Below are 16,653 nucleotides of genomic sequence, written 5' to 3' on the forward strand. Positions count from 1 at the left end.
CGCCACATCATCGTGACGGTGGTGGTCTTGGGCTCGACGTGTCCAGCCTAGTTCCCTCGAGCGCGTCGGGCGGTCGATGATCCGTACCGTGGGCACCTGCGTCGTGCCGGGCGGACGCCCACGGGGCGCGGTTGCCGCGCTGTGGCGCATCTGACGTGGGTGGGCACCACCCAGCGAGGCTGCTCGGGACTAGCATGGGGGCCACCACCGACACCGGGACCATCGGCCCCGCGATCCCGCGACTGCCCCTCGGTGTGGACGACGACGAACGGACTCGATCCCGCGTGCACTCCCCGACCCCGGCCACCACCGCCGTTCCTGCGACGTCGCAGGGGACCTGGCGCGGAACGGTCGGCGCGTACGTCGCACTGACGAAGCCGCGGATCATCGAGCTCCTCCTCGTCACGACGATCCCGACGCTCTTCTTGGCGCAGCGCGGTGTCCCGGACCTGCTGCTCGCGTTCAACACCCTCTTCGGCGGAACGCTCGCTGCTGCGAGCGCGAACGTCTACAACTGCATCATCGACCGCGACATCGACGCGGTCATGACGCGGACGAAGAAGCGTCCGCTCGTCACCGGTCAGGCATCGGTCCTGGGTGCTCAGATCTTCGCTGCCGCCCTCGGGATCCTCTCGTTCGTGTGGCTCGCGGCGTTCGTCAACCTGCTCTCGGCGGCGCTCGGCCTCGGGGCGATCCTGCTCTACGTCGTCTTCTACACGCTCATCCTCAAGCGGCGCACGTCCCAGAACATCGTCTGGGGCGGGGTCGCGGGCTGCATGCCCGTCCTCATCGGATGGTCAGCGGTGACGAACAGCCTCAGCTGGGCGCCGTTCCTGCTCTTCGGCGTCGTGTTCTTCTGGACGCCGCCGCACTACTGGCCGCTGTCGATGAAGTTCCGCAAGGACTACGCGAACGCGGGGGTTCCCATGCTTCCCGTCGTCGCGAGCGATCGTCGCGTCGCGACGGAGATGGTCCTCTACACGCTCGCGATGATCGCCTGCTCGGTCGCGCTGTGGCCCGTGGGCGGGCTCTCGTTCGTCTACGGCATCTCGTCGATCGTGCTGGGTGCGTGGTTCCTTCTCGAGTGCGTGATGCTGCTGCGCCGTCTCAACGACCCGAACCTCGGCAAGCCACGCGCCATGCGTGTCTTCCACGCGTCGATCACGTACCTCACCCTGATCTCGGTGGCGATCGTCGCCGACGTCCTCCTGCCTTTCTGACGTGCACGCGGACGGTGCCGCGTAGCCTGGGACGATGCACAGTGCGCACGGCTCCGATGCGACGCCCGAGGGCGTTGACGTCCCGCGTGGCCTTGCTGGGCCGCTCGCTGGCTACCTGGCGCACCTCCGGGTCGAGCGTGGCCTGACGGCCAACACGCTGGGCGCCTACGGGCGCGACCTCGAGCGCTTCGCCGCGCACGTCGCGAGCCAGGGCGTGTCCGGTCCCGCCGAGCTCACCCGCGAGGTGGTCGAGGGCTACGTCGAGGTGGTCCGGACCGGAGCCGATGGTCGTGCGCCGCTGGCCGCGTCGTCGACGGCTCGGGCCGTCGCCTCGGTGCGCGGGTGGATGCGCTTCTGCGAGGCCGAGGGGCTCATGGCGACTGATCCGGCGTCGGGTCTCACACCCCCCGCCCGGCCGCGCCGGCTCCCGCGCGCGATCCCCGTCGACGACGTGCTCGCGATCCTCGAGGCCGCGGGCGCCGGGGAGGGCGAGCGGCCGCTGCGTGACCGCGCGCTGCTCGAGTTTCTGTATGCGACCGGTGCGCGCATCTCGGAGGCCGTCGGCCTCGATCTCGACGACATCGACCTCGACGACCGCGGCTCGTCGGTCCGGCTCTTCGGCAAGGGGCGCAAGGAGCGGGTCGTTCCGCTGGGTTCTTACGCACGGGACGCGATCGAGGCCTACCTCGTGCGTTCCCGCCCGCTGTTCGCAGATCGTGGCGAGGGGACGCCCGCGCTCTTCCTCAACGCGCGGGGCAAGCGCCTCTCACGGCAGAGCGCGTGGACCGTGCTTCGCGAGGCGACGGAGCGCGCGGGTCTCGCACAGGCCCATGAGATCTCGCCGCACACCCTGCGGCACTCGTTCGCGACGCACGTGCTGCAGGGCGGTGCCGACGTCCGCGTCGTCCAGGAGCTGCTCGGACATGCCTCGGTGACGACGACGCAGGTCTATACGCTCGTCACGCCCGACGCTCTTCGCGAGATGTACCTCACGTCGCATCCGCGCGCGCTCGCCTAGGCGGCGGCCAGATCACGTGAGCCGATGGCGCAGCGGGCCGCGTGGCACCGTTCTTGGTGGCCATCACTGCGTTACCGTGGTCCCGTGAGCAGCCAGGAACCCGCGACCAGCACGACGACGACCGACGCGACGGACGCCGTCGGACGGCCCATGCCACGGTTCCCCGAGCCTGCGGTGCTCTTCGGTCACGGCCCTGCGCGCATCATCGCGATGTGCAATCAGAAGGGTGGCGTCGGCAAGACGACGACGACCATCAATCTCGGTGCGTCCCTCGCAGAGCTGGGCCGCCGGGTCCTCGTCGTCGATTTCGACCCGCAGGGGGCCGCCTCGGTGGGCCTGGGCGTCAACGCGAACGAGCTCGACCGCACGATCTACAACCTCCTCATGGAGCGGTCGGCGGACATCACGGAGATCATCCGGACGACGTCCGTCCCCGACCTCGACGTGCTCCCCGCGAACATCGATCTCTCAGCAGCCGAGGTCCAGCTCGTCGGTGAGGTGGCGCGCGAGTCTGTCCTCTCGCGCGTGCTGCGGCCCGTGCTGGACGACTACGACGTCATCCTCGTGGACTGCCAGCCGTCCCTCGGGCTGCTCACCGTCAACGCCCTCACGGCCGCTCACGGTGTGCTCATCCCGCTCGAGTGCGAGTTCTTCGCGTTGCGTGGTGTGGCGCTTCTCATCGAGACGATCGAGAAGGTCCGGGACCGCCTCAACCCGCGTCTCGAGGTCGACGGCATCGTCGCGACGATGTTCGACGCGCGCACGCTCCACGCGCGCGAGGTCATCGAGCGCGTCCACGAAGCGTTCGGCGACGACCTCCTGCACACGGTGATCTCGCGGACGGTGAAGTTCCCCGACGCGTCGGTCGCGGCGGAGCCCATCACGACGTATGCGCCCTCGCACGCGGGTGCGCACGCCTACCGGCAGCTGGCGCGCGAGCTCATCGCGCGCGGCGACGCCGCCTGAGTCGCGTGACGCCCCACGCGGTGGCGGGCGGCGCAGACGCGACGCTCACGGGTGAGGGAGCACCGGCGATCGGGCTGCCTGAAGGTGGCGATCAGGGCGATGGTGCCTTCCACGTCCGTCTCGACAACTTCGAGGGGCCGTTCGATCTCCTGCTGTCGCTCATCTCGAAGCACCGCCTCGACATCACCGAGGTCGCGCTCGCACGCGTGACGGACGAGTTCATCGCGTATATCCGCGCTCAGGATGCCGCGGTCCGTGCCTCCGAGATCGAGGGACGTACCGTTCGCGGCTGGGACCTGTCGACCGCGTCGGAGTTCCTCGTCGTCGCAGCGACGCTGCTCGACCTCAAGGCCGCGCGGCTCCTGCCGGCGGGGGAGGTCGACGATGCCGAAGATCTCGACCTGCTCGAGGCCCGGGATCTCCTGTTCGCTCGCCTGCTGCAGTACCGCGCGTACAAGGACGTGTCGCGGACCTTTGCCGAGCGGCTGGCGCGCGAGGCGCTGAGCGTCCCGCGCGCCGTCGGGCTCGAACCCGTGCACGCAGCGCTGCTGCCCGACCTGGTCTGGACGCTCGGACCCGAGGATCTTGCTCTCCTCGCCGCGCGAGCGCTCACGCCCAAGGCGCCCGCCGTGGGCGTCGACACCTCGCACCTGCACGGCTCAGTCGTGTCGGTGCGCGACCAGGCTGCCGCGCTTGTCGAGCGGTTGCGTCGGGCGGGAACAGTCTCGTTCCGGACGCTCACGCATGACGCGGAGAGCACGCTCGTCGTCGTCGTGCGGTTTCTCGCCTTGCTCGAGCTGTTCCGGGACGGTGCTGTCGCGCTCGACCAGGCGGGTGCGCTGGGCGAGCTCACGGCGCGCTGGCTCGGGGGGAGGGACGAGCGTGCGGCCGAGGAGGCCGTCGCCTCGATCGCCTTCGACGAGTGGGATGGCGTGTCCGCACCTGGCATCGACCCGTCTGGCGCGGCTGTCGTCGTCCTCGCTGAAGGAGCGCCCACGTGACCATGCCCCCGCAGCCTGAGACCGCTCCGGCCGCCGAGGACGACGCGGAACTCGGCCCCGCGGTCGACGTCCGCACCCTCCCGGGAGGGCCGCGTGCGGCACTCGAGGCTGTGCTCATGGTCGTCGAGACGCCGGTGAGCACAGTGAGGCTCGCCACTGCGACGGGACTGCCGGTCGCCGAGGTGGCGAGCCTGCTCGAGGCCCTCGTGGCCGAGTACGGCGACCCTGCCGCCCCACGGGGTTTCGTCCTGCGCGAGGTCGCGGGAGGCTGGCGACTGTTCTCTTCGCCCGTGTTTGCCGACGTCGTGGGTCGCTTCGTGCTCGAGGGTCAGTCGGCGCGCCTCAGCCAGGCTGCGCTCGAGACTCTGGCGATCGTGGCGTACCGGCAACCTGTCACTCGTGGCCAGGTCTCGGCGGTGCGTGGTGTGAACGTTGACGGCGTCATGCGTACCCTGGTAGCGCGAGGTCTCGTCGACGACGTCGGCACGGACCCCACGACGGGCGCTCATCTGTATGGGACGACCGGCTCCTTTTTGGAGCGTATGGGACTTACCTCGCTCGAGGATCTTTCGCCGCTCGCGCCCTTCTTGCCGGACCTTGATGGTCTCGACGAAGTGTGGGGCAGTGGCGCAGCGGCACACCAGGTCGGCAACGGGTCGACCATCCAGAACGAGGAGCAGCAGTGAGCAGCAGCAGCACGGGTCGCGGCGGACGCGGCAACACCGGCGGTGCCGGGGGTGGCCGCGGAGCAGGTCGCGGCCAGGGCGGCGGCCAGGCAGGGCGCGGAGGCGCGTCGGACGGTCGCGGAGGCGGCCGCGGCGGTGCGTCGGGCGGCGGACCCCAGGGCGGTCGCGGAGGCCAGCCCGCGGGACGCGGCGGAGCGCCTGCCGGGCGCGGCGGTGCACCTGCGGGACGTGGCGGTGCGCCCGCCGGGCGCGGCGGGGCGCCTGCCGGGCGTGGCGGTCGGCCGGGGGAGCGGACCGGGCAACAGGGCGGACGCCCGGGTCGTCCGAGCTCTCCGGCACGCGGCCAGCGCAACGCGGCTCCCGTCGGCGAGCGCAGGGCGCCGGTCGAACGGGTGCGTCCCGCACCCGTGAGCGACGTGCACGTCGCTGACGGCATCCGCCTCCAGAAGGTCCTCGCGGACGCCGGCCTCGGCTCGCGACGCGCGTGCGAACGCCTCATCGAAGACGGCCGCGTCGAGGTCGACGGCCAGATCGTCCTCGAGCTCGGGGTGCGCATCGACCCTGCCCACCAGTCCGTGCACGTCGACGGACTGCGGCTGGAGCTCGACACCGAGAAGGTGACGATCGTCTTCAACAAGCCCAAGCACGTCGTCTCCTCGATGGACGACCCCGAGGGGCGTCGCAGCCTTGCGGAGTTCTTCGGCAACCGGTCCGAACGGCTCTTCCACGTCGGTCGTCTCGACTACGACTCCGAAGGGCTCCTGCTCCTCACGAACGACGGCGAGCTCGCCAACCGCCTCACGCATCCGCGCTACGGCGTCGACAAGACGTACGTCGTCGAGGTTCAGGGGCGGATCACCCCCAAGATCGGGGAGTCCCTCGTCCACGGGGTCGACCTCGAAGACGGCTTCGCCCGTTTCGATCGTTTCCAGGTGCTCGACTCGACACCTCAGGCAAGCCTCGTCGAGGTCGTTCTGCACGAGGGGCGCAACCGCATCGTGCGCCGCATGCTCGACGTGGCCGGGTTCCCCGTCACGCGCCTCGTGCGCACCCAGATGGGCCCGATCCGTCTGGGCGACCTGCCGCCGGGGCGTCACCGCATCCTCGGTCAGGTCGAGCTCGGCACCCTCATGAAGGCCGTCGGGCTCTGACCCGTCCTGCGCCGCCCACCGCATCGCCTGGCGAGCCGCCAGCACCACCTTTGGAGTGCATCGTGCCTCAGTTCGTCGTCATCGCCATCGACGGCCCTTCCGGTTCCGGCAAGTCGAGCGTGTCCCGGGAGGTGGCGCGACGCCTCGGCCTCGCGTACCTCGACACGGGCGCGATGTACCGCGCCGCGACGTGGTGGTGCCTGCGGTCAGAGATCGACCTCGCGGACGCTGACGCGGTCGCCCAGGCGGTGCGGGCCATGCCGATCGCGCAGGGCGTCGACCCGACGGTCGAGCAGCTCGCGGTCGACGGTGCCGACGTGCGCGCCGACATCCGCGAGACGTGGATCTCTGAGCGCGTGAGCGCCGTCGCGACGAACCTCGAGGTCCGCGAGGAGCTGCGTCGGCTGCAGCGTGACGCGATCGCCGCGCAGGCTTCTCCCGACGCGTTCTCCGCGGGCCGCGGCATCGTCGCGGAGGGCCGCGACATCACGACGGTCGTCGCCCCCGACGCCGACGTGCGGATCCTGCTCACCGCGAGCGAGGAAGCACGCCTGGCGCGGCGCGCGACGGAGCTTCACGGCGAGGCCGGCGCGGACGCGATCGAGGCGACCCGTGACCAGGTCCTGCGCCGCGACCGTGACGACTCGACCGTCGTCGAGTTCCAGGTCGCTGCCGATGGCGTCGTCACGGTCGATTCCTCGGATCTCGACTTCGAGCAGACGATCGAGGCGGTGCTGGACGTCGTCGCACGCCTCACCGGCACCCGTCCCGCGGCATGAGCGCGAGCGGGACGCCGGACGTGACCCTGGCGGGAGATGCACGCAAGGCAGGGCTGCTGGGCTGGCTCATCGCACGTGTTCTGTGGGCGGCTGACGTGAGCGGGGCCCATCACGTGCCGCAGGAGGGGCCGGTCATCCTCGCGTCGAACCACCTCGGCGTGCTCGACGGTCCGCTGCTCTTCGGGACCTCGCCCCGTCCCACGTACCTGCTCGTCAAGGAGGCCGCGTTCCGCGGGCTCAGCGGCGCCGTGCTGCGCGCAGCCGGGCAGATTCCCGTCGACACCGTGGGTGGCCGGGCCGCGCTCGCCCTGGCGCGTGCGCGGCTCGCCCGCGGCGACGTCGTCGGGATCTTCCCCGAGGGTCGCCGCGGACGCGGTGACGTCGGTGAGCTGCGCGGAGGAGCGGTGTGGCTCGCGCTCGCGTCGGGCGCGCCCGTCGTCCCCGTGGCGATCCTGGGGACCCGCCGGACGGGGCGTGGGACCGGCTCGCTCCCACGCCTGCGGTCGCGGCTCGTCGTCGAGATGGGAGCACCCCTCACAGTGACGCGCGAGCCGGGCATGAGCGGTCGCGCGGCGCTCGATGCGGGCTCGCTGCTCGTGGCCGACGCGCTCCGGGCGACGCTCGAGCGCGCCATGGAGCGCACCGGGATGTCACTCCCGGACGACGACCCGGTGCGGCCCGAGCTCCCTCGACACACCCCGGAATAGCCCTCTCGGGTGACCGTGTGGTGAGCCCGACGTTCCACACGGTCGTGCAAGGGCGCCGAGCCTGGGACAATAGGTGTCATGACCACTCCCGAGCACACGCTGCCCGACCCCGACGACGCCCCGCAGGAGGAGATCGCCTCTGAGCTCGTGGGTGACGTCGAGGACGACGCCCAGCGCGCCCACGCCCTGCGCGCAGGGCTCGAGGAGTACGACCTTGGCGAGGAGGACCTCTCCCTTCTCGGCCTCGACGACTCCGACCTCGAAGCGATCCAGGCTGCCAAGGCGCTGCCCGTGCTCGCGGTCGTGGGGCGTCCGAACGTCGGCAAGTCGACGCTCGTCAACCGCATCCTCGGCCGTCGCGAGGCCGTCGTCGAGGACAAGCCGGGCGTGACGCGTGACCGCGTCAGCTACGAGGCCGAGTGGTCCGGGCGGCAGTTCACGCTCGTCGACACAGGCGGGTGGGAGACCGACGTCGCGGGCATCGACGCAGCCGTGGCACGTCAGGCCGAGGTCGCCGTCGACCTTGCCGACGCCGTGATCTTCGTCGTCGATGCGTCCGTGGGTGCGACGGCAACCGACGAGCACGTCGTGCGCCTGCTCCGCCGGGCCGGCAAGCCCGTGGTGCTCGCGGCCAACAAGGTCGACGGCCCGCGTGCCGAGGCCGACGCGGCTGCGCTGTGGAGCCTGGGGCTCGGGGAGCCCCACTCGGTCTCGGCCCTGCACGGGCGCGGCACGGGCGACCTGCTCGACGCCGCGATGCGCAAGCTTCCCCGCGAGACCCAGCACGGTGTCGCGCGTCCCGACGGGCCGCGCCGTGTCGCCCTCGTCGGGCGTCCGAACGTCGGCAAGTCCTCGCTGCTCAACAAGGTGGCCGGGAGCCACCGCGTGGTGGTCGACGAGACCGCTGGCACGACGCGTGACCCGGTCGACGAGCTCATCGAGCTCAAGGGCCGCACGTGGTGGTTCATCGACACCGCGGGCATCCGCCGTCGCGTCCACCAGACGCAGGGCGCCGACTTCTACGCGTCGCTGCGCACGCAGGCAGCGATCGAGAAGGCCGAGGTCGCGGTCGTCCTCATGGACGCTTCCGTCGAGATGTCCGAGCAGGACATCCGCGTCGTCCAGCAGGTCATCGATGCTGGACGCGCGCTCGTCATCGCGTACAACAAGTGGGACCTCATGGAGGACGAGCGCCGCAAGTATCTTGAGCGTGAGATCGAGCGCGACCTCGTTCAGGTGCCGTGGGCGCCGCGCGTCAACATCTCGGCGAAGACCGGCTGGCACGCCGAGAAGCTCGTGCCGGCGCTCGAGACCGCGCTGAGCAGCTGGGACCGTCGCATCCCGACGGGGCGCCTCAACGCGTTCCTCGGCGAGCTCGTCGCCGCTCACCCGCACCCATTGCGTGGTGGCAAGCAGCCGCGCGTGCTGTTCGCTACGCAGGTCTCGACGCGCCCGCCGCGCTTCGTCATCTTCGCGTCGGGCTTCATCGAGGCGGGCTACCGCCGTTACATCGAACGTCGTCTGCGTGAGACGTTCGGGTTCGAGGGCACGCCGATCGAGATTTCGGTGCGCGTGCGCGAGAAGCGCAAGCACACGCACTGACCCTTCGATGGGGCTCGAGGCCGGCGGCTGCATCTGCAGCCGCCGGCCTCGCACGTTGTCAGGTCGCCCTGGGGCGCCGGGGGCGCTGTGGGGCACCGCCCCACGCGGGAGCGTCAGTCTGTCGTGGCGATGCGGCCGCGGAGCGTCTCGGGGTCGTTCACGGCGCCCGGCGTGCCCAGCTCGGCGAGGAGCGCGGTCGCGCGTTCGACGCGGCCCCAGACCTTCCACAGCAGGATGCCCCGGAGCGCTCCGTCGTCCGCAACGTAGTAGACGACGCCGGCGTCGCCCGGTGTGCCCGGCGCCCAGTCCTCGACGAGTGTGAGGCGCGAGTCGAGCGTTCCGACGGCCTCCCAGCCGTCGTCGAACCAGTCCGAGTAGAAGAACGGTGTGTGCGTGTAGGGCTCGGGCTCACGGCCAAGGTGTTCAGCCGCGTTGGCCCGGCCCGCGCTGCGTCCGGTCGTGTTCGCGTTGTCGACGTGCTCGATGCGCACGTCGCCGAGGATCTGGTCGGGGTAGCGGGCCACGTCGCCTGCCGCACGGATCAACGGGTCCGACGTACGGAGCGTCGCATCGACGACGATGCCGTCGTCGACCCGGAGGCCTGCGGCGCGCGCGACGCCATCGGTCGGGGTGACGCCGAGCCCGACGACGATGACGTCGGACTCGACCCATGCGGCGTCGTCGAGGACGAGCACGGGGCCTGCATCCTGGGCCCCGGCCTCGGTCGTCACAGCGCGGCGGTGCGCGATGACGTCGACGCCGCGGGAGCGTAGGCCGTCCTCGAGGCGCCGCGCGAGGAGGTCGGGGACGATCTGCGCGCCAGGGCGTTCCTGGGAGATGACGAGAGTGACCTGCGCGGGGGAGTCAGCGAGGCTGCACGCGAGCTCTAGACCGATGAACCCGCCTCCGACGAGCACGACGTGCTGACCGGCGTCGGCCACGGCGCGGACGCGTCGGTAGTCCGCGAGCGAGCGGAACGTCAGCACACCCGGGACGGGTGCGGGCGTGAGCGTGCGGGGTGTCCCGCCGGTCGCGATGATGAGTCGCTCGTACCCGATGACGGTGTCGTCGTCGGTCGTCACGGTCCGTGCACCCGTGTCGATCGCGACGACGGTGCGCCCGGTGCGGACGACGGCGCCGGTGTCGCGGGCCGTGCCGAGGTCGATCGAGTCCGGCGGCTGGGGGCGCCAGAGGTCCTTGGTCAGCGGAGGGCGGTCGTACGGCTCGTCGCCCTCTGGGCCGATGAGGCAGATGGTCGCGTCGGCGTCCACCTCCCTGATCCCGCGTGCCGCCGCGTCAGCGGCCACACCCGCGCCCATGATGACGTGATCAAACCTCTCCACCGTGCACCTCCGTCAGATCGTCACTTCTCGTCACGGTACGCCTGACCTGCGCCGCCTGCACTCACACGTGACGTGCCCCACTCCGGGCCCAACGGTGCGATCCACAGCAGGCAGCGGGTGGGAGCATGAAGGACGTGCCTGGCACTCCTCAACGTAGCCTCCTCCACCACCCCGACTTTCGGCGCCTGTGGGCCGCTGACGCCCTCGCGCAGGTCGGCGCGCAGCTGACCGCCCTGGCGTTGCCGGTGTACGCGGTGACGACGCTCGGTGCGAGCGCCCTCGAGATGGGCTACCTCACCTCCGCCCAGACGGCGGCGTTCCTCGTCGTCGGGCTGCCCGCGGGCGCGTGGGTCGATCGGATGCGCAAGCGGTCGGTGCTCATCTGGGCGGACGTCGTGCGCGGGCTCGTGCTCGCAGCCGTCGTCGTCCTCGCAAGCGTCGGGCTCGGGTCGATGCCGCTCCTGTACGCCGCGGGCCTCGTCATCTCCGTGGCGACCGTCTTCTTCGACGTCGCGCACCTCTCCTACGTCCCAGGGCTCGTCGGGCTGTCCCAGGTTTCCGAGGGCAACACGAAGCTTCAGGCGACCTACTCGGTCGCGGCGGTCGCGGTGCCCGCCGTCGGGGGAGCCCTGCTCAAGATCGTCGCGGCTCCGGCGCTCATCGCCATCAACGTCGTCACGTACGCGCTCTCGGTCGGCTTTCTCGGCCGCATCCGCAAGGTCGAGGTGCTCCCCGACACGGACTCCCACCTGCCGCTCGGCCCCGCGATCGCCGAGGGCCTGCGCTTCATCACGCGCACGCCGCTGCTCAACCGGCTCGTCTACTCAACGGGCGTGAGCGCGCTGTTCTCGACGATGGGGTGGTCGATGATCATCTACTACGTCGTGACGACCCTGGGGCTCGGCGCCGATGCGATCGGCGTCGTCATGTCGGCGAGCGCCGTCGGCGGGATCCTCGGCGCCGTGACCTCCCGCAAAGCCACCGACGTCATCGGCGAAGGTCGCATCATCGCGTTCTCGGCGTTCTTCACGCCGTTCCTCTTCGCGGCGATCCCTGCGGCTGCCTGGGTGCAGGACGCGGGTGTCGATGCCCGGATCCCGCTCATCGTGGGCGGGTTCCTCATGCAGGTGACGCAGACATGGTTCAACGTCTCGCAGGTGAGCTTCCGCCAACGCCTGTGCCCGCCTCACCTGCTGGGCCGCATGAACGCGTCGTTCCGGTTCATCGTGTGGGGAGGCATGCCGATCGCGGGCGTGGTCGGAGGGCTCATCGCCGACCACTTCGGCGTCGTCGCCATGCTCTGGGTCGTCGTCGTGGGGGAGATCCTCGCGGCTCTGCCGCTCATGCTCTCGCCATTCCGGACGATGCGGCTGCTGCCGGGGAGCCGCGCGCTCAGCACAATCGAGGACGAGTCCGACGCGGAGCAAGGCACCAACGCGCCCGACGACGACGCACGTCTGTGACGTGGCGCGACGTGGCGAGCGAGCCCTCAAAACTGGGGTAGTATTTCTGACGGCCCGCAAGGGCTGCGGAGGTCCGCACGCGGACCTACGGGCTGTGGCGCAGCTTGGTAGCGCACTTGACTGGGGGTCAAGGGGTCGCAGGTTCAAATCCTGTCAGCCCGACAGAAAAGTCCTGATGAGAAGTGATTCTCATCAGGACTTTGTCGTGTCAGCGGTCGCACTCGCAGACGAGGTTCCATTCGACGACTTCCTCGTCGGGCTGCGCCCACGCCTCAGCCTCAGCGCGGTCGCGGAACGAACGCGGGGCAAGGCGGCCATTGGCCATGAGCACTCCGACCGCGATCTGCTCTCGTGGATCGACCCACGTGATGTCGGCCATCGGTAGACCTCCCGTCGTGATCTCGTCCCTCCATCGTGCCACGCTGTGCGGGGCCTGCGGAGTCTCGTGCGTCACCCGCAGTCGCGGGGCTCGCCTGACGCGAGCACCTCGTCGGACCATGCGAGCAGGTCTCCCACGAGTGGCGACCCCGGCTGTACGACGTCGAGGTGACCAAGGCCTGCATACTCGCGCACCGTGACGGGGGCCGTGCCCGCGCACACCCGCGCGGCGAGGGTGCGCTGCATCGAGACCGGCACGACAGTGTCTGTGTCGCCCTGGGCGAGGAGCAGCGGCACGCCCACGTCGCCCGACGCCGCGTTCTCGACCAGACGTCGCTTGACGTCCGCATCGTCGACAGTGAAGAGCGTCCGATCGAGCCTCGTCGCCGCCGTCGCCAGGACCGTGACGAGCGTGCCCGGGTCAGCCGTGCAGCGTGACGAAGCCGCATCGAGGAAGGCGATACCCGCCGGGTCGACAAGTTCCGCCCGGGTCAGCTCCTCATACGCCTCCGTGTAGGAGTCGAGCACGAAGGCCACAGCGAGCGCTGCGAAGCCCGTCGGACCCGAACGCGTTGTGTGCGCGGCCATGGCCGCAGGGTCGTGCGCAGCCGAGAGTGCCGCGACGCCGCGGAGGTCCAGCTCGGGGGCGTAAGAGTCGGCCAGCTGGCCGGCCCAGAGCGTGGCATGGCCACCCTGGGAATGCCCCCACAGCATGAGCGGTCCGGGCGCGCGCCCCGCGTCCACCTGCTGCGCCGCACGCACAGCGTCGAGCGTCGCCCGGCCTTCGTCGGCGCCCACGAGGTACGTCGCAGGGCCTGCGACGCCGAGCCCCGGATAGTCGAGCGCGACAAGACCCCAGCCGCGTGCGAGAGCGGCCCGGGCGCCTGGGACGTTCGTGTCGGCAAGCGCGTCGTCCGTGAGGCTCGGCGCGCAGCGCACATCCGTGCCGAGTGTCCCGTGCTGCCACGCGACCATCGTGCGCGGACCTTCGCCGACAGGCAGGGCGACCAGCGCACTCGCCACAGTGGGGGAGCCATCACCGCGAGTCGTCGTGTACAGGATGCGCGAGCCTGCGACACCGCTCGGCAGGTCACCGTCGTAACGTTCAGCACGGAGGAGTTGTCCTGGCTCCGCTGGAACCTCGCCAGGCCGCTCGTAGAACGCGGTCGGCACAGGTGCCACGGGCGCCAGCTGCGCGTTCAGCCACCACGCCGAGCCGACGAGGCTGAGGACGAGAACCGACGCAACAGTCGTGCGCCACGAACCAAACCACCGCATACGGCCGTCGTCCAGCTCGGCTACTGCACGAGGTGCTCTCGGCGCCCGCAGCACAGCGAGACCCGAGCCCGCGACGACAGCAAGGGCGACGGCCCACGCGAGCCCGAGCGTCGCCACGTCGGGCCAGCGCAGCGCAAGAAGAACGCCGCTCCCGCCGGCCACGACCGCGGTCATGCGGCGCATACGGCTGCCGGGGGCATGCGGGAACAGCGCGCACACCGCGCAGGCCAGAGCCCAGGCCGCCGCAACAAGATGGGCGGCTCCTGACAGGCGCGACGCCACGGCCACGAGTGCGACCGCCACAAGAAGAAGCAGAGCACCCTGCCAGAGGCGGCGCTGACGGGCCAGCATGATTCCGCGCGCGCCAAGGACGACGACCGACGCTGCCCACGCCCCCGTGAGCGACGTCAGCGGAAAGGCAAGCAATGCCACGCCCGCGACGACGAGCACGACACCCGCGCTGCGTCGCCACGGCAGCGGCACGCTCGCTGAGGTCCTGAGAGCCCAGGCTCGCACGTACTGCCCGGGAGTGCGCGGTGCACGCGGGCCCGAACCTGTGGCGGCTGGTGGGCGAGCCTGTGCGGTGCCCCGCAACGCGCGCGGACTCAAGCCGCTCAGGATCGTGTCTTCATGTAGAGGAAGAACGCGAGTGCCAGCGCAACGAGGCTCGCGACGATCGTGAGTACGACCTTGATGACACTCACCGGGTGCTTACCGGTGACCTTGCCTGTCGAGGCGTTGATGACGACCTGCCACTGCTTGCCCGCGTACATATATGTCGCGATCCAGAACGGCATGAGGACGAGCTTGAACATCACCGCGGCATATGCGGTACGGATCTCGGCGACCCGCTGACGGTCGCCGCCGATGTCACGTTCGACGTCCGACCGGATCGTGCGCGCCATGACTCGCTTTGCCGTCTCGAGCGCCTGCGGCGGGTCGACGTCGTAGCGGACGGTCGAGAACCCGGCCACGTACTCGGGCCGGTAAGGCTCCGCCTTGTCGAGGTCCGCGCGACCGGCACCGCGAGACTCCCGCGTCGTCAGCTGCTCCGAACCGTCGACGACGATGTCGTCGAAGAACCGTTCGACGCGCCCGGACCGATGCGACCAGCGGGTGCGGGTCTCGGTGTGGTCGTCGTCGATCCGCACGGTGTAGTCGTCGCCGCGCTGACCCTCGTAGTCGCTCGTCGTGTGGGCGTCGAAGGTCCAGTACGGCAGATACGTTCCGCGCAGCGACTCTTCGGCATCGACGTCCTTGAGCGAGTTCGGACCGAAGAAGCGGGAGGTGACCCAGCGCGTGAACGCGGCGCGAGCCGCAGCGTTGTCGAGCGCGAACGGCACGACGGCCTCGGGCGCGACGACACCCTCGGTGGGCGTGATGCCCACGAGATGCCCGCCGCAGAACTGGCACGACGTCGAGAGCGCGGTCGATTCGGTCGTCGAGCCGCAGCCGTCGCACTTCATCACGTGGCCGCCAAGGCTCGCGACCGTACGCCCAGCGTTCGTCGCGGCCCACTCCGCGTAGTCGTGCTCGTCGACCGCGGCGTCCGGGGTGCGCCCGATCTCCGCGACGTAACCGCATGTGACACAGCGCAACGAGGACGTCCCCGCGGCGAAGCCGAGCTGGGACCCGCAACCGGGGCAGCGCGTCGAGAGCAGCTCCTCAGGAACGGGCTGAGGGGGAGGCGCGCCCGGTCCGCGCGGCTGCGGGACGTGGCCCGGCGGAAGGGGCGGGGGAGGCATGGTCATCGATCACACCCCCGGGAGTGCGGGCGGAAGCGGCGGCGGAACCGCGCCGAAGATCGACGCAGCCGCCGGCACGGAACCCGCGGGGGTCCACGCGGCCATGCCGTCCTGCCAGATGAGCGTCTCGCGAGTGACGGTTCCGGCAGCCGCAAGGCGCGCCAGGTCGTCGAGGGAGGTCGGGCCGGACTGGGCTCCCCCTGCCGCGTGGAACCACGGGGACGACGCGGGCAAGGGTGGCGGGGCCGCCGGAGCAGCGGGTGCGGGCGCAGACTGCCCGCCCGCGAGGACCTGGCCCATCTGCTGGCCCATCGCGAGGCCGAGACCCATCGTCATGCCCTCGCTGCCGCCGCCGGGGTTGCCCGCTGCGGTCTCGATCGCGTTCGCAGCCTGGAACTGCGTGTACTGCTGCATGTCACCGACGATCGCCATCTGCGTGCGCTTGTCGAGGACCGCTTCGACCTCGGGTGGGAACGAGATGTTCTCGATGACGAAGCGTGTGATCGCGACTCCGTACTCGGCGAGGCTCGTCGTGAGCTCTGTCGCGAGGCGTCCGGCGATCTGGTGCTGGTTGGCAGCGAGGTCGAGCGCCGCGACGTTGGCCTGAGCGAGGGCAGGGCCGAGGGCGCCGACGATGTTCTGGCGGAAGAACTCGCCGATCTCGTCGGTGCGGAAGTTGGGGTCGGTGCCGACGAGCTGGCGCAGCATGACCGCCGCGTCGGTCACCTGGAGCGAATACGTTCCGAACCCCCGTAGACGGACGGCGCCAAACTCGGGGTCGCGCAGCATGATGGGGTTCTGCGTGCCCCACTTGAAGTCCGTGAACTGCCGGGTCGCGACGAAGTAGACCTCGGCCTTCCACGGCGAGTTGAAGCCGTGCTTCCAGCCCTTGAGGGTCGAGAGGATCGGCAAGTTCTGCGTCGAGAGCGTGTACGTGCCGGGCCCGAAGACGTCGGCGAGGCGACCTTCGTTGACGAAGACGGCGACCTGGCCCTCGCGCACGACGAGCTTGGCCTCGTTCTTGATCTCGTTGCCCTGCCGCGGGAACCGCCAGACGATCGTGTCCCGTGAGTTGTCGAGGAACTCGATGATGTCGATGAGCTGCCCGCGCAGCTTGTCCATGAAGCTCATGCCGCTCCCGTACCCCCTTGCTCCGGCGATCTGCCGTTGAACGCGGTCCGTGCGACGGCGCCCTCGCCGATGCTACACATCCGGGCTCCGTGGTGCATCGGCCCAGTCATGATTCGGCAAAGAGGCCTGACGGGCAGTGAGGTCGATTTGAAGTTCGGTGACCCGAAACTTAAGTTCGAGTCATG

The 16,653-nt window shown here is 70.4% G+C and carries 15 protein-coding genes and 1 tRNA gene; 11 read left to right on the forward strand and 5 right to left on the reverse strand.

Going from position 1 to position 16,653, the window contains the following annotated elements; translation table 11 throughout:
- Positions 1–194: 194 nt before the first annotated feature.
- The 9 genes from ACTVCO_RS08825 (at position 195) to der (ending at position 9,130) form a co-directional block, all read left to right on the forward strand.
- Positions 195–1,220 (forward strand): heme o synthase, encoded by a 1,026-nt coding sequence (locus ACTVCO_RS08825; RefSeq protein ID WP_443728054.1) that lies wholly within the window; start codon positions 195–197, stop codon positions 1,218–1,220.
- Positions 1,221–1,254: 34 nt separating this feature from the next.
- A complete protein-coding gene (locus ACTVCO_RS08830) occupies positions 1,255–2,238 on the forward strand; it encodes a tyrosine recombinase (RefSeq protein ID WP_443728055.1) in 984 nt (327 codons plus the stop codon).
- Between the two features lie 150 nt (positions 2,239–2,388).
- On the forward strand, positions 2,389–3,204 hold the full coding sequence (locus ACTVCO_RS08835; RefSeq protein WP_443728302.1) for a ParA family protein: 816 nt from the start codon (positions 2,389–2,391) through the stop codon (positions 3,202–3,204).
- Between the two features lie 5 nt (positions 3,205–3,209).
- The gene (locus tag ACTVCO_RS08840; protein ID WP_443728056.1) at positions 3,210–4,205 is read left to right on the forward strand and encodes a segregation and condensation protein A; all 996 of its coding nucleotides are present in this window, start codon (positions 3,210–3,212) and stop codon (positions 4,203–4,205) included.
- 2 nt (positions 4,206–4,207) lie between these two features.
- A complete protein-coding gene (gene scpB, locus ACTVCO_RS08845; protein ID WP_443728303.1) occupies positions 4,208–4,891 on the forward strand; it encodes an SMC-Scp complex subunit ScpB in 684 nt (227 codons plus the stop codon).
- Positions 4,888–6,042 (forward strand): pseudouridine synthase, encoded by a 1,155-nt coding sequence (locus tag ACTVCO_RS08850; RefSeq protein ID WP_443728057.1) that lies wholly within the window; start codon positions 4,888–4,890, stop codon positions 6,040–6,042. The genes scpB and ACTVCO_RS08850 overlap by 4 nt, the downstream gene beginning before the upstream one ends.
- 62 nt (positions 6,043–6,104) lie before the next feature.
- On the forward strand, positions 6,105–6,821 hold the full coding sequence (gene cmk / locus ACTVCO_RS08855) for a (d)CMP kinase (protein WP_443728058.1): 717 nt from the start codon (positions 6,105–6,107) through the stop codon (positions 6,819–6,821).
- A 20-nt stretch (positions 6,822–6,841) separates the two neighbouring features.
- Positions 6,842–7,528 (forward strand): lysophospholipid acyltransferase family protein, encoded by a 687-nt coding sequence (locus ACTVCO_RS08860; RefSeq protein ID WP_443728059.1) that lies wholly within the window; start codon positions 6,842–6,844, stop codon positions 7,526–7,528.
- 78 nt (positions 7,529–7,606) lie between these two features.
- Positions 7,607–9,130, forward strand: coding sequence for a ribosome biogenesis GTPase Der (der, locus tag ACTVCO_RS08865; RefSeq protein ID WP_443728060.1), 1,524 nt, complete (start codon positions 7,607–7,609; stop codon positions 9,128–9,130).
- Between the two features lie 113 nt (positions 9,131–9,243).
- Here der and ACTVCO_RS08870 read toward each other — a convergent pair whose 3' ends face one another.
- On the reverse strand, positions 9,244–10,473 hold the full coding sequence (locus tag ACTVCO_RS08870) for an NAD(P)/FAD-dependent oxidoreductase (protein ID WP_443728061.1): 1,230 nt from the start codon (positions 10,471–10,473) through the stop codon (positions 9,244–9,246).
- Between the two features lie 125 nt (positions 10,474–10,598).
- On the opposite strand from ACTVCO_RS08870, the gene ACTVCO_RS08875 reads away from it, so the two are divergent.
- The gene (locus ACTVCO_RS08875) at positions 10,599–11,936 is read left to right on the forward strand and encodes an MFS transporter (protein ID WP_443728062.1); all 1,338 of its coding nucleotides are present in this window, start codon (positions 10,599–10,601) and stop codon (positions 11,934–11,936) included.
- An 88-nt stretch (positions 11,937–12,024) separates the two neighbouring features.
- Positions 12,025–12,098 (forward strand) — tRNA-Pro (locus ACTVCO_RS08880).
- Between the two features lie 46 nt (positions 12,099–12,144).
- Here ACTVCO_RS08880 and ACTVCO_RS08885 read toward each other — a convergent pair.
- From ACTVCO_RS08885 to ACTVCO_RS08900, 4 genes are all read right to left on the reverse strand, one after another.
- Positions 12,145–12,315, reverse strand: a complete 171-nt coding sequence (locus tag ACTVCO_RS08885) for a hypothetical protein (RefSeq protein ID WP_443728063.1) — start codon at positions 12,313–12,315, stop codon at positions 12,145–12,147.
- A gap of 71 nt (positions 12,316–12,386) precedes the next feature.
- Positions 12,387–14,075, reverse strand: coding sequence for a lipase family protein (locus tag ACTVCO_RS08890; RefSeq protein ID WP_443728064.1), 1,689 nt, complete (start codon positions 14,073–14,075; stop codon positions 12,387–12,389).
- Positions 14,076–14,206: 131 nt separating this feature from the next.
- Positions 14,207–15,343: a hypothetical protein gene (locus ACTVCO_RS08895; RefSeq protein ID WP_443728065.1), complete on the reverse strand. Its 1,137-nt coding sequence runs from the start codon at positions 15,341–15,343 to the stop codon at positions 14,207–14,209.
- A gap of 3 nt (positions 15,344–15,346) precedes the next feature.
- A complete protein-coding gene (locus ACTVCO_RS08900) occupies positions 15,347–16,468 on the reverse strand; it encodes an SPFH domain-containing protein (protein WP_443728066.1) in 1,122 nt (373 codons plus the stop codon).
- Positions 16,469–16,653 lie beyond the last annotated feature (185 nt).

It is taken from the genome of Sanguibacter sp. A247 (assembly GCF_052324925.1).
Classification (GTDB): domain Bacteria; phylum Actinomycetota; class Actinomycetes; order Actinomycetales; family Cellulomonadaceae; genus Flavimobilis.